This window comes from Umezawaea sp. (assembly GCF_057122925.1).
Window position 1 is genome coordinate 1 of the sequence record NZ_DBNGPQ010000015.1, and the last position, 18599, is coordinate 18599.

17 protein-coding genes are annotated in these 18599 nt (G+C 73.2%); 14 read left to right on the plus strand and 3 right to left on the minus strand.

Annotation, left to right across the window (positions count from 1 at the left end; all coding sequences use genetic code 11):
• Positions 1-73 precede the first annotated feature (73 nt).
• Genes AC156L_RS02395 through AC156L_RS02405 form a run of 3 tightly spaced genes read left to right on the plus strand, consistent with a single transcriptional unit; the run spans position 74 to position 3871 of the window.
• Positions 74-1888 carry a dynamin family protein gene (locus AC156L_RS02395; protein WP_330876865.1) on the plus strand — a complete coding sequence of 605 codons (1815 nt, stop codon included), beginning with the start codon at positions 74-76 and terminating at the stop codon, positions 1886-1888.
• A gap of 52 nt (positions 1889-1940) precedes the next feature.
• Positions 1941-3332 (plus strand): hypothetical protein, encoded by a 1392-nt coding sequence (locus AC156L_RS02400; RefSeq protein WP_330876866.1) that lies wholly within the window; start codon positions 1941-1943, stop codon positions 3330-3332.
• A 23-nt stretch (positions 3333-3355) separates the two neighbouring features.
• Positions 3356-3871 (plus strand): GNAT family N-acetyltransferase, encoded by a 516-nt coding sequence (locus AC156L_RS02405; RefSeq protein ID WP_330876867.1) that lies wholly within the window; start codon positions 3356-3358, stop codon positions 3869-3871.
• 10 nt (positions 3872-3881) lie between these two features.
• On the opposite strand, the gene AC156L_RS02410 is transcribed toward AC156L_RS02405, so the two are convergent.
• The gene (locus AC156L_RS02410; protein ID WP_330876868.1) at positions 3882-4706 is read right to left on the minus strand and encodes a LysR family transcriptional regulator; all 825 of its coding nucleotides are present in this window, start codon (positions 4704-4706) and stop codon (positions 3882-3884) included.
• A 74-nt stretch (positions 4707-4780) separates the two neighbouring features.
• On the opposite strand from AC156L_RS02410, the gene AC156L_RS02415 reads away from it, so the two are divergent.
• The 11 genes from AC156L_RS02415 to AC156L_RS02465 all read left to right on the plus strand — a co-directional run bounded on the left by AC156L_RS02415 (position 4781) and on the right by AC156L_RS02465 (position 15643).
• Complete coding sequence (locus AC156L_RS02415) at positions 4781-5596, plus strand: PhzF family phenazine biosynthesis protein (RefSeq protein WP_330876869.1); 816 nt, start codon at positions 4781-4783, stop codon at positions 5594-5596.
• Between the two features lie 240 nt (positions 5597-5836).
• Complete coding sequence (locus AC156L_RS02420; protein ID WP_330876870.1) at positions 5837-6826, plus strand: LysR family transcriptional regulator; 990 nt, start codon at positions 5837-5839, stop codon at positions 6824-6826.
• 242 nt (positions 6827-7068) lie between these two features.
• On the plus strand, positions 7069-8139 hold the full coding sequence (locus tag AC156L_RS02425; RefSeq protein ID WP_330876871.1) for a gamma-glutamylcyclotransferase family protein: 1071 nt from the start codon (positions 7069-7071) through the stop codon (positions 8137-8139).
• A gap of 116 nt (positions 8140-8255) precedes the next feature.
• A complete protein-coding gene (locus tag AC156L_RS02430) occupies positions 8256-8873 on the plus strand; it encodes a DUF4232 domain-containing protein (protein ID WP_330876872.1) in 618 nt (205 codons plus the stop codon).
• On the plus strand, positions 8874-9662 hold the full coding sequence (locus AC156L_RS02435) for an alpha/beta fold hydrolase (RefSeq protein WP_330876873.1): 789 nt from the start codon (positions 8874-8876) through the stop codon (positions 9660-9662).
• Positions 9663-9672: 10 nt separating this feature from the next.
• Positions 9673-10908, plus strand: a complete 1236-nt coding sequence (locus AC156L_RS02440) for a hypothetical protein (protein ID WP_330876874.1) — start codon at positions 9673-9675, stop codon at positions 10906-10908.
• A 60-nt stretch (positions 10909-10968) separates the two neighbouring features.
• On the plus strand, positions 10969-11769 hold the full coding sequence (locus AC156L_RS02445) for a hypothetical protein (protein ID WP_330876875.1): 801 nt from the start codon (positions 10969-10971) through the stop codon (positions 11767-11769).
• A 141-nt stretch (positions 11770-11910) separates the two neighbouring features.
• Complete coding sequence (locus AC156L_RS02450; RefSeq protein ID WP_259624493.1) at positions 11911-12171, plus strand: hypothetical protein; 261 nt, start codon at positions 11911-11913, stop codon at positions 12169-12171.
• Between the two features lies 1 nt (position 12172).
• Complete coding sequence (locus tag AC156L_RS02455; RefSeq protein WP_330876876.1) at positions 12173-12424, plus strand: hypothetical protein; 252 nt, start codon at positions 12173-12175, stop codon at positions 12422-12424.
• A 1-nt stretch (position 12425) separates the two neighbouring features.
• A complete protein-coding gene (locus AC156L_RS02460; protein WP_330876877.1) occupies positions 12426-15194 on the plus strand; it encodes an FtsK/SpoIIIE domain-containing protein in 2769 nt (922 codons plus the stop codon).
• Positions 15191-15643 carry a hypothetical protein gene (locus AC156L_RS02465; protein ID WP_330876878.1) on the plus strand — a complete coding sequence of 151 codons (453 nt, stop codon included), beginning with the start codon at positions 15191-15193 and terminating at the stop codon, positions 15641-15643. The genes AC156L_RS02460 and AC156L_RS02465 overlap by 4 nt, the downstream gene beginning before the upstream one ends.
• Positions 15644-15646: 3 nt before the next feature.
• On the opposite strand, the gene AC156L_RS02470 is transcribed toward AC156L_RS02465, so the two are convergent.
• Together AC156L_RS02470 and AC156L_RS02475 are read right to left on the minus strand one after the other, a co-directional pair.
• Complete coding sequence (locus AC156L_RS02470) at positions 15647-17866, minus strand: FtsX-like permease family protein (RefSeq protein WP_330876879.1); 2220 nt, start codon at positions 17864-17866, stop codon at positions 15647-15649.
• Positions 17863-18552, minus strand: a complete 690-nt coding sequence (locus AC156L_RS02475; RefSeq protein ID WP_330876880.1) for an ABC transporter ATP-binding protein — start codon at positions 18550-18552, stop codon at positions 17863-17865. Before AC156L_RS02475 ends, AC156L_RS02470 begins: the two co-directional genes overlap by 4 nt.
• Positions 18553-18599 lie beyond the last annotated feature (47 nt).

Here is an 18599-nt window from a genome sequence, read left to right on the forward strand (position 1 = left end):
GGTTCCGTCCTGAGACGGAACCGACCCTCTCCCTTTCACCCAGCAGGGTGAACACGGCACACTCTGTCGCGTGATGGCCGCCCCCTGGCTCGACGTGCTCGACGAGACGATCGGGGCTTGCACGACGCACAACCGCCCCGACCTGGCAGAACGGTTGCGCGAGAAGCGGGCCCGACAACTGGATCCCAAGCTCAGAGTGCTGGTGATCGGCGAGGCGAAGCAGGGCAAGAGCCAACTGGTCAACGCCCTCGTGAACGCCCCCGTGTGCGCGGTCGGTGACGACATCACCACGACCGTGCCCACTTTCGTGCAGCACTCCGAGACCCCGTCCGCCGCCCTGGTCCGCAACCCGGCGGCCAGACGCGCGATCACGGACAACCCGACCGAGCGCGTGCCGGTGGCCCTCGACCAGCTCGCCAAGGAGGTCAGCGCCGGGCACTCGGGCGAGGTCGTCCGGGCCGAGGTCGGCATCCCCCGCGCGCTGCTCACCTCCGGGCTCGTGCTGATCGACACCCCCGGTGTCGGCGACCTGCGGTCCGCGCACACCGCCAGCACGTTCGCCGCCCTGATGCAGGCCGACGCGGTGCTGCTGGTGTCGGACGCGACGAGCGAGCTGACCGCCACCGAGCTGGCGCTGCTCAAGCAGGTCGTGACGAACTGCCCCAACGTGACCGTGGTCCTCACCAAGACCGACATCTGCCCGCAGTGGCGGCGGGTGCTGGAGACCAACCAGGCCCAGCTCGCCCGCGCGGGCGTGAGCGCCAAGGTGTTCGCCGTGTCGTCGGCGCTGCGGCTGAGGGCCGCGCAGACCGGCGACAAGGTCCTCAACGCCGAGTCCGGCTTCCCCGACCTGCTGGCGTGCGTGCAGCGCGACATCGTGGCGGCGGCCGACCAGCTGGCGCGCCGGGTGGTGGCCGTGGCCGCCGCGTCGGCGATCCAGCAGCTCGTGGCACCGCTGAAGCAGGAGCTGACGGTGCAGAACACCAAGCGCACCGAGGACACCATCGGCGCGCTGCACGAGGCCCAGCGCCGCGTGGACGAGCTGCGGCGGCGGTCGGCGCGGTGGCAGACCGTGCTGGCCGACGAGATGGCCGACCTGGTGTCCGACATCGAGTTCGACCTGCGCGACCGGACCCGCAAGATCCTCCGCGAGGTGGACAAGACGTTCGACGAGGCCGACCCCGCCAAGGGCTGGGACTCCTTCGAGCAGTGGCTGGAGGACAACCTCACCGAGGCGGGCGCCAAGAACTTCGCCTGGCTGCTCGACCGGTCGGAGTGGGTCGCGGAGAAGGTCGCGAAGAGCTTCCCCGTCTACCGCGAGGACCTGCTGCCCGGCTCGATCTTCCCCGAGGACGTGCTGGAGCGGATCTCCGCGATCGAACGGCCGAACATCGAGAAGTTCACCGTCAGCCAGAAGCTGTTCACCGGCCTGCGCGGCTCCTACGGCGGCGTGCTGATGTTCGGCCTCGTCACCAGCCTCGCCGGGATGCCGCTGATCAACGTCGTGTCGATCGGCGCGGGCGCGCTGTTCGGCGGCAAGAGCATCAAGGACGAGGGCGACGCCCGGCTCAAGCGCCGCCAGGCCGCCGCGAAGAACGCCGCCCAGCGGCACGTCGACGACTTCTTCATCAAGTTCAGCAAGGACTGCCGCGACGCGGCCCGGCACGTGCAGCGCAGCCTGCGCAACCACTTCAGCACGCTGGCGGAGGAGTTGCAGGAGACCCTCCTGGAGTCCGCGCGCAGCGCGCGGCGGGCCGTGCAGGACGACGCGAGCAAGCGCGAGCGCCGCACCCTGGAGGTGCGGCAGGAACTGGACAAGCTGGTGGAGCTGTACAAGCGGGTGCAGGTGCTCGGGGGGTCCCAGGTGGCGCTGGGGATCTCGGCGTGAGGTCCCGTCGCGGCGGCGCGGCCGTCGGGTGCCGTGCCGCGGTGGAGCCGAGGTGAGCCTGGAGAACAAGGTCCTCGGCCTGCTCAACGAGGCCCTGATCGTCTACCGCGACAGCCCGCGCGCGACGAGCTGGCTGCGCAACCAGCTCGTGCGGTTCGGCGAGCCGGTGCGGATCGCCGTCGCGGGCTCCCCGCGGATCGGCAAGTCCACGGTGGTCAACGCGCTGCTCGGCGAGGAGTTCACGCCGGGGACCGGGTTCACCTGGTACCGCGACGGCGAGCGCGCGCGGGCCACCGCGTTCACGCCGAGCGGGCCGCAGGAGGTGCCGGTGGTGCGCCGCGACGGCAAGGCGCACGTCGACATGGGCGTGTGGGACCGCGTCGACCGGCTGATCGTCGACTGGCCGACGCGGGCGCTGCGCGACGCGACGATCATCGACACGCCCGCCAGCGCGACGAGCGACCAGGTGTACCGCGAGTCCGACGCGGTCCTGTACCTGATGCGGCACCTCCAGGACGTGGACCTGCGGTACCTCCAGGCCGCGCACGAGAACCCGATCGCGCGGTCGTCGCCGATCAACACCGTGGTGGTGCTGGCGAAGGCCGACGAGATCGGCGCGGGCCGGATCGACGCGCTGTCGTCGACCAAGCAGATCGCCCGCCGCTACCGGCGCGAGGTGCGCGTGCGGCCGCTGTGCCAGAACGTGGTCGCGGTCGCCGGTCTGATCGCCGTGGCGGCCAGGACGATGCGGCCGGAGGAGTTCACCGCGCTGGCGGCGCTGGCCGCGCTCCCGCGGGCCGAGCTGGAGGACCACCTGCTGTCGGCGGACCGGTTCGTCGGCGGCGACTTCCCGATCGCGATGGACCCTTCGGTGCGGCAGGCGCTGCTGGAGCGGTACGGCATCTTCGGCGTGCGGCTGACCGCCACGCTGGTCCGCCAGGGCTTCGACACGCAGGTCAAGCTGGTGACGCAGCTGGTGCAGCGCAGCGGTCTCGGTGAGCTGCGCGACTCGATCGGCCAGTACTTCACCGAGCGCCGCGAGGTGCTCAAGGCCCGCTCCGCCCTGCTGGCGCTGGACGTCGTGCTGCGCGCGGAGCCCAAGCCCGCGGCGCGCAAGATCGTGATGGACCTGGAGCGGATCGTCGCGAGCGCGCACGACGTGCACGAGCTGCGGCTGCTCGCCGCGCTCCAGGGCGGTCGCACGCGGCTGCCCGGCGCGCTGGAGGTCGAGGCGGCGAGGATCGTCGGCGGCCACGGCACGGCCGTGCAGGCACGGCTCGGGCTGGAGTACGAGGCCGAGGAGACCGAGCAGCGGTACCTGATCGCCGACCTGCTGGCGAAGTGGCGGGAGCAGGCCGCGAACCCGGTGCTGGACCAGGACCAGCGGCGGGCCGCGACCGTGGTCGTCCGGTCGTGCGAGGGGATGCTGTCGGGTCTGGGCTGATCCCGTCGGGGATCATGGGAGGTATGACGACCCTCACGACGCCGCGGCTGTCCATGGTCCGCTGGCGCGAGGAGCACCTCGTGGAGCTGCTCGTGCTGGCGGGTGACCAGCGGATCGTGCGCTACATCGTCGACGGCGAGCCGTGGAACCGGGAGTACGCGACGGAACGGCACCGGTCGGTGCTCGCGCACTGGCGGCGCTACGGGTACGGGTGGCGCGCCGTGCTCGACCGGGAGACGGGCGAGTTCCTCGGGGTGGCGTCGATGACGCGCCGCAACGCCGAGGCGATCGAGCTGGGCTGGTGGGTGGCGCCCGCCGCGTGGGGGCGCGGGCTCGCGACCGAGATGGCGGCCGCGGTGCGCGACGCGGCGTTCGAGCAGCCCGGCGTGCGCCGGGTCGTGGCGCAGCACCAGGACGGCAACGACGCCTCGGGGCGGGTGATGACGAAGATCGGGCTGGTGCACGACCACAGCGAGGTGGACGAGGACCAGGCGGGTCGGCTCGTGCACGTCTACGTGGGGTACCCGGCGGACGCCTGATCCCCCCTGGCTACGCGGTCACGGCCTTCAGCGCCTGCCGCACGACGCGCACCGCCGCGCTCGCCGTCCGGCGCGGGTCGGTGACCAGGTACAGGGTCGACTCGGGCAGTTCGGCCACGCTGCGCAGCGTGCCCGCGGCGAGCTGGTCGGCCACGGAGACCCTGGGCAGCACGGACAGGCCGAGACCGGCCACGACGCACGAGCGCGCGGCCTCGATGCTGCCGAACCTGGTGGGGTGCGCGCCGGACAGCTCGCGGGCGAACCGGTCGGTGTAGGAGCAGCCCTCCTCCAGCAGGAAGTACCGGCCGGTGTCCGGGTGGTCCGGCGCGGCGACGAGGTCGATGCGCTCGGTGCCCACCGGCGCGGCGTCCAGGGTGGTGCTCGGCGGCTCGTCCTCCAGCACCAGCGCCAGGTCGAGGGCGCCGTCGTGGACCGCGTCCAGCGCTCGGCGGGTGCCCACCGGCGTCAGGTGCACGGTGACGCCCGGCCAGCGCCGGGAGAGGTCCGCGATGATGGCGGGCAGGCGGTAGGCGCACACGGACTCCGGCGCGCCGAGGCGGACGTCGCCCGCCACCGCCGGGGTGCCCTGGACGGTGTCGAGCAGCCTCTGCTCGGCGGCCAGGACCTCCTGCGCGGCGGCCAGCACGCGCTCGCCCGCCTCCGTGGGCCGCGCGCCCGTCGGGAGCCGGTCGAAGAGCCGCGCGCCGAGGTGGCGTTCGAGGAGCTTGATGTGGGTCGTGACGGTCGACTGCACGACGTGGAGCTCGGCGGCGGTGGCGGTGAAGCTGCCCGTCCTGGCGAGGACCTGAAGCGTCCGGAGGAGCCGGGTGTCCATGGATCGATGTTATCGATTGTCGCTATCGCTTGTCATCGTTGGACGCGATCAACCGTGGTGGGGATGCTGGGGGCATGACGGAAATCCTGCGGTACACGGCGTTCAGCACCGACCCCGAGGGCGGGAACCGGGCCGGGGTGGTGCTGGACGCCCGAGGTCTGACCGACGCCGAGATGCTCGCCGTCGCCGCTTCGGTGGGGTACTCGGAGACGGCGTTCGCGGTGCCCGGCGGGGATCGGGCCTTCGACGTGCGGTACTTCAGCCCGGTCGTGGAGGTGCCGTTCTGCGGGCACGCGACGATCGCGACCGCCGTGGCGCTCGGGGAGCGGATCGGGGACGGCGAACTGGTGTTCTCGACGAGGGCCGGGGAGGTCCGGTTGAGCACGGCCGGGGGTCGGGCGAGCCTGACGAGCGTGCCGACCCGCTCCGTCGCGGCTCCGGACTCCGTGGTGGAGGGGGCGCTGGCGGCCCTCCGGTGGGACGCGGCGGACCTGGCCTGGCCGGTGCACGTGGCGCACGGCGGGGCCGGGCACCTGATGGTGGGGGTGGGGTCGCGGGAGCGGTTGGCGGCGCTGGACTACGACTTCTCGGCGTTGGGGGACGTGCTGCGCTCGGCCGGCTTGATCACGGCACACCTGTTCTTCCAGCGGGCTGGTGGTGTGTTCGACGTTCGGGAGCCGTTTCCCGTTGGCGGGGTGGTGGAGGACGCCGCGACCGGGGCCGCCGCCGCCGCTTTTGGTGGGTACTTGCGGGAATTGGGAATGGTGGGGGACGGGCGGAGCCTGGTGCTCCACCAGGGGGTGGACATGGGACGTCCCAGTGAGTTGTTCGTGGAGGTGAGGGGGGATGACGACCGGGTCGTGGTGAGCGGGGCGGCCGTTGCGTTGTGATTCCTGCGCCTCGGGGTTCGGTCGAGCCGGCCCGGCGTTCGGCCGAGGTGACCTGGGGACCCCTCGTGCGAGCCTTCGATCGGGACGGGGGGCGGCCCCGAAAGCCTGCCCGATCAAATCCCACGTCGAATCGACCACACCCCCGCACCTGGACCACCGCCCCCGGACCAGGGACCCGGGACTCCACATTGACCCGTTCGACGGGTGGCGGCCCACCCCGATCGGGGCTACATACAGCGTGTGCCCGAGTTGGAGTTGCGCCACCTGCGAGCGGTCTGCGCGATCGCCGAAGAAGGCAGTGTCACGAAGGCCGCCACCCGGCTCGGGTTGACGCAGCCCGCGATGAGCGCGCAGCTGAGGACCGTCGAGCGGATCATCGGCGGGCGGCTCTTCGAGCGCACGCCCGGTGGCAGCGTGCCCACCGACCTGGGCAGGCAGGTCGTCGGCACCGCCCGGCTCGTCTTGGACGAGGTGGGCCAGCTGCTCAGCTCGGCGCGCGAGCGGACGCGGAACCCGGTGTGCGGGCCGCTGGTGGTCGGCGGGGTGCCGCTGCTGTTCTTCGGGCAGTTCGTCGAGGAGCTGCGGCGGGTCATCCCGTGCTCCGAGGTGCGGTCCGAGATCACCTCCGGCTCCTCCGAACTGCTGGAGCTGCTGGTGGCGGGCGGCGTGCAGCTCGCGGTGTTCGACCGGTTCGAGGGGATGGAGCAGCGGGAGCTGCGCGGTGTCGAGGTCCGCACGCTCGTGACGGAGCCGCAGTTCGTGGCGGTCCCCGACTGGGACCCGTTGGGGGAGCAGGAGGAGATCGACCTGGCCCAGCTCGCGGAGCGCGACTGGGTCGCGCCGCCCGCCGAGCAGATCGGGCAGCGGGTGCAGATCTTCCAGGCCTGCGCCGAGGCGGGCTTCACGCCCCGGCTGGCGCACCACGTGACCGAGGCGGGCACGGCGCGCGGGCTGGTCGCCGGTGGGGCGGTGTCGTTCGCCGCGGCCCCGTCGCGCAGCGGGGACGGCATCGTCGTCCGGCCGCTGCGCGGCGCGCCGATCACGACCGACCTGCTGGTGGCGACCCGGCGGGAGGGCCCGGCGGCGGGCCGCGCGCACGAGGTGTTCGCGTGCGCGGCCCGCGCCTACCGGTCCGTCCTGTCCCGCAACCCCCGCTACGAGCGCTGGTGGGACGAGCACCCCGAGGCGCACGCCGACCTGGACGCGGCGCTGGTGGTCAGCTCGCGCTGACCCGGACGGCCTCCCCGACCGGGTCAACGGCCACGTGCCCGCGATCACCGCCGCACAGCGGACCTACGCGGCGCTCATCGGGAACGTGCGCCGCCTCACGCCAGACCTCCTACGTCGGATCGATCAAGTGGCCCGGCCGACCCGGCTGAACCCCGACAAAACCGTCGGAGAGATCGGATGAACAGGCTCGTCTTTCCGCGAACGCCACGTGAATTCCAGATGACCCTTGTCAGAATGGGGACATGACGCAGCCATTCACGGACGACCTGCATCCGGCCCTGCCGTATCCGGGGACCCGGCCGGATGCCTGCTTCGTCCACCTCGACGGCGAGGGGTGGCCGGTCACCCCGGACGCCTCGACCGACTCCGGGTGGCGGGTCGCACCGGACCGGCAGGACCTCGACGACTGGCTCGCCGACCGCGGTGAACCCCCGCTGGCGGCGCGGATGCCGGTGCTCGCGTACGGCTCGAACGCGAACCCCGCGAAGGTGACCTGGCTGCGCGACGAGATGGGCCTGAGCGGACCCGCGGTGGTCCTGCGGGCCCGCTGCGAGGGCATCGCGGCGGTGTGGGCGGCGGGGCTGCGGGCGCGGGACGGCGAGCGGCCCGCGACGCTGGCCGCCGCTCCCGGCGTCGTGGAGGAGCACGCCGTCTGGATGGCCACGGCCGACCAGCTGCGGGTGCTCGACCGGTGCGAGGGCCGCGGGCTGCGCTACCGGCTCGTGCGGCTGCACACCGGCCGCGTCACGCTGTTCGACGGCTCCGAGGTGGACTCCGTGCTCGCCTACACCGGCGCGGGGATGCGGCGGATGCCGCTGCTCGTGCACGGCGTGCAGGTGCGGTGCTCCGAGGTCGGCCAGCGCTGGGCCCGCGGGCTCAACGGGTGGGCGGCCGAGTCCGACGGCCTCGACCTCACACCCGTGCTCGGCGACCCGTCGCCGGACGACTGGCCGGACCGGCTGTTCGTCTACGGCACCCTCCAGCCCGGCGGCTCGCACTGGCCGCTGCTGGAGCAGCGCGTGGAGGGTGCGCCGGTCGCCGTGACGCTGCCCGGCACCCTGCACGACACCGGTCGGGGCTACCCGGCGCTGCGGCCCGGCGACGGCCCCGGCGTTCCGGGTCACCTCGTGCGGCTGAGCGCCCCGGAGGCGGCGTTCCCGGTCCTCGACGAGTACGAGGGCGACGAGTACCGCCGCGGTCGCGTCGTGCTGCCCGACGGCACCGTGAGCTGGACGTACCTGTGGGGCGGGAGCGTCGACGGGATGCCAGTCCTCGCCGACGGCTGGACGGCGCGGACACCTTCCGCCAGCTAGGTACTCGATTTGGTGAATTTCCGACAATCGGAGCCAACCACCGGGCAACCCCTCACGTCCTACTGGTAGGACCTCGATCGAGCCGTCCCCCGGACGGCCTACCAGGGAGGACTGACATGAGCCGACGACTGATCGCCTGCGGTTTCCTCGGGCTGGCGCTGGTGGTGGCCGCGTGCGGCACCGAGCAGGCCGCCGACGGCGGGGCCGTGCCCTCGATCTCCAAGCAGGCGCCGTCGTCGTCCTCGGCGCCCGCGCCGTCGCCCCAGTCGCCGTCGCCCCAGTCGTCGGCGCCACCGGCCGCCGCCCAGGCGCCGCAGTCCACCAGGTGCGTCGGCGACTCGCTCTCGGCCAAGGTCGAGCAGGAGGACGCCGGGGCGGGCCAGCGCTACGCCGAGCTGGTCTTCACCAACACCGGCGCCGCCCCGTGCACGCTGACCGGGTACAGCGGGTTCCAGCTGCTCGCCGATGGCGTCGACGTCCCCACGTCGACCACGCGCTCCCTCGACCCCGGCCCCACGACGGTGACCGTGGCGCCGAACGCGTCCGCGGTGGCCAACCTGCGCTGGACCGTCGTCCCCACCGGCGACGAGAGCGTGACCGGCCCGTGCGAGCCCGAGGCGAACGCGGCGGCGGCCATCGCGCCGGACGACACGAAGCGGATCGAGTTCCCCTGGACCTTCGGTCCGGTGTGCGGTGGCGGAGAGATCCAGATGAGCGCGTTCTACGCTGCCTAGGTGATCGAATCCAACGTCACCGGCCACGCGGGCGAACTCGCGGTCCACACCTGGCCGAACCTGGAGGCCCGATGGCTCGCCGTGCTGGTGCACGGCTACGGCGAGCACCTGGGGCGCTACGAGCACGTGGCCGCGGCGCTCGGTGCGGCAGGCGCGCTGGTCGTGGGCGGCGACCTGGTCGGGCACGGTGGTTCGGAGGGCGAACGGGCGCTCATCACCGACGTCGACGCGCTGGTCGCCGACGTGCACGCGGTGACGCGCTCGATCGCCACCGCCCTGCCCACCGTTCTCATCGGGCACTCGGTCGGCGGCCTGGTCGCCGCGCGCTACGCGCAGGTGCACGGCCACGAGCTGGCCGCGCTGGTGCTGTCCGCGCCGGTGCTCGGCGAGTGGCAGGGGCTGGACCTGCTGTCCGCCGAGGAGATCCCCGACACCCCGATCGACCCGTCCGCGCTGTCGCGCGACCCGGACGTCGGCACCTCCTACGCCGCCGACCCGCTGGTGTGGCACGGCGGGCTGAAGCGGCCGACGCTGGAGGCGCTGGAGCGGGCGCTGGACGCGGTGGGTCGCGGCGAGGGGCTGGGCGACCTGCCGACCCTGTGGCTGCACGGCGACGACGACCGGCTCGTGCCGATCGCGGGCACCAGGGCGGGCACCGACCGCGTCCGCGGCACGCGGTTCACCGAGCGCGTCTACCCCGGCGCGCGGCACGAGGTGTTCAACGAGACCAACCGCGACGAGGTGCTGGCCGACGTGGTCGCTTTCGTCCAGGAGTCGCTGAAGCTCTAAGGTCCCGCGCATGGCGGAATTCGACCTCCCGAGCGCACTGGGCCTGCCGGCCACCCTCCCGCCGCTGCGGACGCCCGCGGTCCCCGACCTCGCGGCCGCGGCGCGCTCCAGCGCGCTGCTGGGGCAGGCGCTCGCGCTGTCCGCGTGGGCCGACGGCCGCAGGGTGTACGAGGACTCCGACTTCGACGACTTCGACGGCGAGCTGTCCGACTCGCTGGACCAGGTCTGGTACCTCGCGCACGCCGTCGGGTTCGTCGAGGTCGACGAGGACTCCAACCTGGCGTCGTTCGGCCCGAGCGCCGAACCGTGGCGCACCGGTGGCGACGACGCCGTGCTGGAGCTGTGGGACGAGGCGTACACGCACCTGGTCATCGAGTCGATGACGATCGACGCCGGTGACGACCTCGACCTCGAAGGCGTCGGCGGCGCCACCATGACCGCCCTGTTCATGGCCCGCGGCGCCGGGCTCGCGCTCCCGGAGTTCAGCGGCATGGCCCGCGCCGCCGCCCTGGAGCAGAACATGCCCGAGCGCTGGGACGCCCACGTCGCCGCCAAGGGCGACCCCGCGCACGCGCTGCTGGCCCGGCTGACGGCGCTCGGTGCCGTGGAGGTCGGGGTGGCGGAGGCGTCCGGCACCGAGTACGCCCGCATGACCGGCCTCGGCGCGGCGACCATGCGCGAGCAGATGTGCGACGGCGGCTTCACCATCCCGCCCCTGCCCGTCGTGGCCGAGATGACCGCCGCCGACCTGGTCGCCGCGACCGGTGCCCTCACCCCCGACGAGCTGCGCGCCGACACCGCGGCGTGGCTCGCCCTGCGCTCCCCCGCCGACGCGGCGGCCGAGCTGCTGACGGCCGCGACCGACGCGACCGGCCGGGTGTTCGCCGCGACCACCATCGCGGGCATCGACGTGGACGCCCCGGCCGCCTGGGAGTCCGCCCTGGACACCCCCGCGCTGCGCCCCTACGCCCAGCAGGCCCTCGCCCGGCCCCACGAGCCCGCCGACCGCGCGTGGCTGCTCGTGGACGCGCTGAGCGTCACCACCGACCCGGACGACCCCGCGGCCATCGCCGAGGAGCTGGCCAAGGCTGCCGACGGCGACGAGGTGGGCCTGTTCGAGCACGTCTGGCGCCTGCCCCACCCGGACGCGGCCGACGCGCTCGCGCTGATCGGCGACCGGCACCCGGAGAAGAAGACGGCCAAGGCGGCCCGCAAGGCCGCGTTCAAGGCGGCGTCGAGGCGCTGAGGTCTTCACCGGGACCGCCGCCGTGCACCGCCGTGACAGGTTCGTGGAGAATTCGCCCTGATGGCTGAGGAAGACCTGGAGCTCGTGATCACCGTGGTGGTCGGGGCCGACGACGAGCAGCAGGCGCGCGCCGCGTGCGCGGGCCTCGTCCAGCGGGTCGGCGGACGGGTCGTGCGGGCGGGCGACTGCTCCGACGAGGAGCCGGGGTGCTGGTCGGTGATGATCAGCGCGTCGAGCGACGAGCGCGTGTCGGAGAACGTGGCGGGGGCGCTGGCGCGGTCGGTGCGGGCGTTCGTGCGCCTGCTGGGCGACGACGTGCCGCTGCCGAGGGTGGCGTGCGAGCCGCCGACGGCGTGGACCGTGCTGGACGACCCGGACGCGCTGGAGGCGCTCGTTCCGGGCGCCGAACGGGTGCTGGTGGAGTCCTGGGCGGGTGGGGACCCCGATGGGCGACCGTCCGAAGAGGTCTCCGACGAGCCCGGTGAGGTGGAAACGCCCAGCGAGACGTGGGTGCGGCTGGCGCTGCGGGTGGACGTCGCGACCGAGCGGCGGGCCGGGGCGGAATGGCAAGCGCGGGCAGTAGCGAGTCGGGTCTCCAACAGGGGCAGCATCACCCGCGTGGTGGAACACGGCCATCTACTCAGCGTTCACCTCGACCTCGGGTCGAGTGTCAATTCGACCACTACCGCGCTACACACGGCCGTGGCACAACTGGGTCAATCGGACTGGTCCGAGATGGAGGAAGACGGCGACTCGGCGACTATGCGCTGGTCAGCGACTCCAAGGCCGGAAACCGGGATCGTCGCGCTGGAGATGACGGCTTCGGTCGCGTCCACAACGGAATGGATCGAACCCGGATAAGATCAACAGCAAGGACCGGGCGAGTGAATCCCCAAGATCACTCTCCTAGCCCATCTTGCTTGTGAAGCTTGAAACTTTCGGTACTAATAGGGTGGTCGGTCTACGGCCACCCGTCGCGTCTTGGAGAGGGTCGGAGCCGACATGGCCAGCATCGAAGAGGTCCGTGCCGCGATTGCCCAGGCGATCGAGAAGGCAGGCCAGAGCGCCGCCGCTCTGCAACAGGCAGCCGACCTGGCCGAAGACGCGCAGGCACTGCTGAGCACAGCCGTGCAGGGCAGCGCCCAGTCCGACGCCGAGCAGGCCAACGCCCAGTTCGCCGAGGTCATCAACGGCGTGAGCGACCTCCAGAAGCACCTGGGCGCTGGGATCTCCCAGGCCGAGGGCATCAACTCCAGGCTGTGACGTGACATCGGTAGCGGAGGTCAAGGTCGCGCTCGAACTGAGCTGCGACCACCTGAGGGATGCCTACCGCAGCGTGCACGAGGCCCAGAAGGCGCTGGACGCCGCCGTCGAACTGCTGGTCGAGGCGGGCGCGAACCACCCGGAACCCTTGCTGCCCGCGGGTTTCGCCGCGGCCAAGGACGGTTTCCCCGACCAGTTGACGCTGATGGTGAACAGCCTCGAACTGGTGCAGCGGCTGGCGACGGAGCTGTGACGTGAGCAGGCGTGACGAGCGCCGCCAGAGGATCGAGGACTCCTTCGAGGAGTTCCGCCTCTCCGTGGCCGCGGCACTGGGCAACGCCTCGCGCGAGCACCGCGAGCTGGCGGACGAGCGCGCCCGCGACATGTTCGAGGTGATGCTGCGCGGCGAGGGCGTCGACCGCGCGCTCGACGACCCGCTGCTGGCGGGGGCGCTCGCGAACCCCGCGTTCTCCAGCAGGCTCGCACGGGCGCTGATGGACCGAGTGGACGCGTTCCGCACGTGGTCCGAGCGCGGTCCGGACCAGTTGTCCTCCCTGGTGCAGAGCGTGTCCCCCGGTTCCGCGTCGTGGCCGCACGAGTCCTGGCTGGGCGACGCGGGCAGCGCGGACGGCGCCACCGTGCCGGAGCTGTGGCGCATCGGCACGGGTGTCGTGCGCAGCGCTCCCGAGCAGCAGCCGTTCCCCGTCGCGGTGCCCCTGCTGGACCAGGCCCACCTGCACATCGCGTCCACTCCGGACAGCAGGCACCAGGCCGACGGTCTCGTGGAGAACCTCCTGCTGCGGGTGCTCAGCCACTTCCAGCCCGGTCTCGTCCACGTGCACGTGTGGGACGTCAACCAGCTGACCGGTTCGCTGCCGGGGCTCTACCCGCTGACCCGCGCGGGCCTGCTGACCGTGCACGACCCGTCCCGGCTGCACGAGCTGCTGGACGAGCTGTCCGACCACATCCGCCGCGTCCACACCAGCGTGCTCGTCGACGGGCACCTGTCGGTGCGCGCGGTCAGCGGGGCGGGGCGGCGCACGGAGCCGTGGCGGATCGCCGTGCTGTTCGGCAACCGGCAGGCGTTGAAGGAGGAGCAGCAGCAACAGCTGCAACGCGTGGCGCGCAACGGTTTGGCGTGCGGCATCGTGCTGGTGATCGTGGACATCCCGATCACCGTGAACTCGCCGATCGAGACCGTGACGCTGGGCAAGGACCACGCGTCCTGCACGATGACCGGCAAGCACGTGGACGTGGCGCTCGACCCGCCGTTCCCCCGCACGCTGGTGCCGAGGGCGTGCGCGACCATCGCGGAGAAGCGCGAGGAACGCCGGTCGCGCTTCGGCACGTTCGGCGACCTGCTGCCCGAGCACCTCTGGGTGGAGAGCTCCTCGGCCGGTGTCGTCGCCCCCGTCGGCTACCGCGACGGCGAGCCCGTGGTGCTGGGCCTCGGCGACACGTCGCCGCACGCCCTCATCGGCGGGCCGAGCGGTTCCGGCAAGACGAACTTCCTGTACGCCATGCTCGGCAGCCTCGCCGCCCGGTACTCGCCGGACGAGCTGGAGCTGTACGTGCTGGACTTCAAGGAGGGCGTGTCGTTCGCGCAGTTCGCGCCGGGCCGCAAGGACCCGAGCTGGCTGCCGCACGCGCGCCTGGTCGGCGTGAACGTGAACACCGACCGCGAGTTCGGCGTGGCGCTGCTGAGGTTCCTGTCCGACGAGATGCGCAGGCGCGCGGACGCGGCGAAGCAGCACGAGGTCACCAAGCTGGAGCAGCTGCGCGCCGAGGACCCGCGCGGCCGGTGGCCGAGGATCGTCGCGGTGATCGACGAGTTCCAGTACCTGTTCGGCGAGCGCGACCACGTGACGCAGCAGGCGACCCAGCTGCTGGAGGACGTGGCGCGGCGGGGCCGTTCGCAGGGCATCCACCTGGTGCTGTGCAGCCAGGACGTGGCGGGCATCGAGGGCTTCTGGGGAAAGTCCGCCATCTTCGAGCAGTTCACCGTCCGCGTCGCGCTGCCGAAGGCCCGCCGGGTGCTGGCCGAGCCGCAGAACGACGCGGCCCTCGAACTCCCGCGCTGGCACGCCGTCGTGAACCACGAGTCCGGTGTGCGGCACGGCAACGAGGTCGCCCGCGTCCCGGACTCCACCAGCAAGGGCACGTTCGACTTCCTCCAGCGGGAGCTGCACCGCCGCAGGCGCCCCGACCTGGAGGAGCCGATCCTGTTCGACGGCAGCAGGGTCCCCGCCCTGCACGCCGCGGAGGACTTCCAGGCGCTGCGGCCGGGCGACGCCACGCCCACCGTGCTGCTGGGCCAGGTCATCGACGTGGCGGGCAGCGCGGCCAAGGTGCGGCTGGCCCGCACGCCGGGCCGCAACATCGCCGTCATCGGCTCGCTGCTCCAGGACGCGGCGGCCGTGCTCGGCGCGGCGGCCCTCTCGCTCGGCAGGCAGAACCTGCCGCACGAGGCCAGGTTCACGCTGTGCTGCCTGGTGGACGAGGCCGAGACGGCGGCGCAGAAGCTGGCCAAGCAGCTGTCCACCGAGGGGCACGCGGTGGACGTCGTGCGCATCGACGGCGTCCGGGAACTGCTTGACCTCACGGCGCAGAGACTCACCGAGACCATCACCGGCTCGGCGGCCACCGCGCCGGAACCGCACTACCTCGTGCTGTACGGCGTGGACGCGGCGCACAGCAGGCTGGAGCAGAAGGACCCGACGACGCGGGCGTCCGGTGTGGACAGCCTGCGCACGGTCCTGAAGCACGGCCCGGAGAACCGCACCCACGTGCTCGGCTGGTGGCGCGGGGTGCAACGGCTCAAGAGCAGCCTCCCCCCCGGCGTGTACGACGACATCGGCGCGTGGGTCGCCTTCGACGTCCAGGGCAAGGAACTGATCTCGTTCGGCCCGGAGCAGGTCATGGCGTGGTCCCCGCGACCGCGGCGCGGCCTCTACTTCGACCGGTTCGAGCACTCACGTCCGCAGGTGGTCATTCCGTTCGACACCGGGGAGGACCTGTCATGAACACCCAGTCCAACGGAACGTACGACTTCTCGGTCGTGCCCCAGCAGCGCACCGCCGACGTGCACCACGCGCCGCCGGACACGCGGTCGGCCGTCGAGCGGTACAAGGAGGTCATCGGCTCGGCCGGCGAGGCCATCGCGGCGATGCGCAGGCACGACGAGGAGCGCGTCGCCGACCTGGTCGCCCGGCTCGCCGAGTCGCAGGACCGGATGGCGGACGCGATCGAGCGGGAGAAGGTCGTCCGGCTCGGCGCCGCCCTGCACTGGGAGGCCGCCGTCGAGCTGCTCTGGGAGGAGCGGTGGATGAAGATGCGGCCCATGCCGGGGCCGGACGAGCGCGTGCCCGCGCGCGACCAGCGCGAGTACAACACCGCGATGGACGTCGCCTACCAGGCGTTGGAGGAGTCGCTCCAGAAGCGCACCCTGCTGCGGCGCAAGGCGAAGGACTGAGCCTCACCCGTCCGAACGGGACACCGCGGTCACCGTGCGCAGCACCGGCGCGCACGCGGCCGCGGCCACCAGCGCGACGACCACCCCCAGCGCGATCGGCGCGGCGAGCCACGGGGTGAGCACGACGTCCCGTCCCCCGGTGATGGTCGTCAGGCCCGCTCCCACGGCGGCCCCGGCCAGTCCCGCCCCGAGCGTGGCGAGCAGCACCGGCAGCACGACCTCCGCGCGCAGCGCCCGTGCGAGCACCCGGACCGGGGTCCCTGCGGCGACGAGGGCGGCGAACGCGCGGCGGCGGTCGAGCACCGAGCCGGCCGCCGCGACGGTGGCGCTGACCGCGCCGAGCGCCGTGGCGATGGCCAGGCCGATGGCGGTGGCGCGCACCAGGTCCTCGCTCAGCGCGTCGGCCCGCAGGTCGACCTTGCGGTTGCTCACGACGGCCGCTCCGGGGAACGAGCGCAGCATGGCGTTCCGCACCGAGGCGCGGTTGCCCGCGTCGGTCACGACGGCGACGCTGGTCGGCGCCGCGGCCGGGCCGGGGATCAGGGCGGGGTCGACGAAGACGTAGGAGCGCCCCGAGGTGACCCGGTAGACGCGCACCGGCAGGTTCGGGGGCATCTCCAGCGAGGTCGCCGGGTCGCGGGTGCTGAGGGTGATCGTGGCCCCGCCCCGGAGGCGGTCCACCTCCCACTCGGGCGCGTAGACCATCGGGGCCGCCTGGCAGGCGCCGTCGTCGAGGGCGGCGAGCACCTTCGCGGCCTCCCGGCAGGGGGCGATGAGCACGTCGGCGCCCGCCTCCTCGGGGTGGTCGGCGAGGGTCGCGTAGCCGGTGGCCATCGGCACGACGGCCCCGGTGACACCGCGCCGGTCCAGCTCGGCGCGCAGGGTCGCGACCTGGTCGGAGCCGCCGCCGACGAGTTCCGCCACGAGCACGTCGTCGTGCCACGTGCCGTCGCTGCGCTCGATCCGCCCCTCCAGCGCGGGGAACACCACCAGCGCCATCGAGGCGGTGAACACGGCGAGCACGACGCCAGCGGCGCTGCGGAACGCCGCCTTCGGGTCGTCGCTGAGCCGTCGGCCCGCGAGCAGCGTGGAGGGGGAGCGCCAAGCGCCGGTGAAGAGCCTGCCGACCGCCGCGGTCACCAGCGGTCCGACGAGCACCAGCGCGACCGCGACCGCCGCGAGTCCGATGAGGACGGTCGTCGGACCGTGGTCGGCGTGCGCGCCGAGCCCGAGGGAGAACACGGCCCCCGCGGCCACGAGCAGGCCGAGGCGCACCGGGCTCGGCCCCTGGGTGCGGTGCCGCTCCGCCGCTCCGAGCGGGCGGGTCACGACCCGGCGCAGGCCGAGGACGGCCGCCCCGACGACGAGGACCGGGGCGAGCACGGCCACCAGCACCACGACGGGAGGGCTCGCGGTGAAGTCGTCCGGCAGCCACGTGCCGCCGTCCCACGGGATGCGCGCGGTGAGGTGGCGCAGCGGGATCGAGGCCAGCACGCCGAGCGCGCTGCCGACGACGGCGGCGAACGCGGTCTCGGCTGCGGTCGTCGCGACCACCTGGCCCGGTGTCGCCCCGGCCAGCCGCAGCGCGGCGAGCCTGCGTTCGCGGCGGGCCGCGGTGAGGCGGGCGGCGGACGCCACGAGCACCAGGCACGGCACGACGAGCACGACCAGGCCGATGCGGGTGAGCAGGTGGAGCAGGTCGTCGCTGGTGTCCACCACCGCCGGGCGGAGCAGGTCCGGGCGGTAGAAGCCGTACAGGGAGCCGGGTTCGTGGCCGATGACGGCGACCAGCTCGTCCGGGTGCTTCAGCGCCTCCTCGCCGAGGGAGCCGATCACCTTGCCCGCGAAGCGGTCCCCGGTGTCGAGGTCCGCCAGCGCGGGTGACAGCAGCACCTCGCCGGGACCGGGCACGAACGGGATGCCCGGCGCGGCGGGGACCCCTGGGCGCAGCGCCGCCACGTCGAACCGCTCCACCAGCCGGTCGCCGAGCTCGTCGCGGTTGTGCGCGACCACGACTGCCGCGCGGGGGTCGTCCGCGCCGAGCGCGGAGGAGCTGCCCCTCCAGCTCTCCCGCTCCGCCCGCCCCCGCAGGGCGTCCGGCGCGGCCAGCAGCCACAGCACCAGCACGACGCCCAGCGCGACCCCGATCGCGACGAGCAGGGCGGACACCCGGCTGCGGGGGTCGGCCCGCAGGACGGTGACCGCGAGGCGGACGGGGTTCACGCCGCCGCCACCGGGCTGGTGCGGCCGTCGCGCAGCTCCACGATCCGCTGCGCGCGGGAGGCGACGGCCTGGTCGTGGGTCACGACGACGACCGCGGCTCCGGTCTGTCGCGCGGCGTCCAGCAGCGAGGTCACCACCTCCTGGCCGGTGCGGGTGTCCAGCGCGCCGGTCGGCTCGTCGGCGAACACCACCCTCGGCCGGTGGACCAGCGCCCTGGCGATGGCGACCCGCTGGGCCTCCCCGCCGGACAGCTCGCCGGGCCGCCGCCGATGCAGGCCGTCGAGCCCGAGCCTGGTCAGCCACTCGCGGGCCGCGCCGATGGCCTCGGCGCGGGCGACACCGCCCAGCAGCAGCGGCAGCGCGGCGTTCTCCTCGGCGGTCAGCTCCGCGACCAGCAGCCCGGACTGGAACACGAACCCGAACGCGCTGCGGCGCAGCAGGCTGCGCCGGGTCTCGCCCAGGGTCGTGATCGGCTTGCCGCTCAGGAACACCTCGCCGCCGTCGGCGGGCAGCACCCCGGACAGCACGTGCAGCAGGCTGGACTTGCCGGAGCCGGACGGCCCCACGATCGCGACCACGTCACCGGCCCGCACCGTGATGTCGACCCCGTCGAGCGCGTGCACCTCCCCGTACCGCTTGACCAGGCCCCTGCCCGCCAGTACCGGGTGGTCCTCGAACTGGGTCACCGTCTGCCTCCTGCTCGTCGCGACTGCCTGACCAGGGTGGCGGTGGG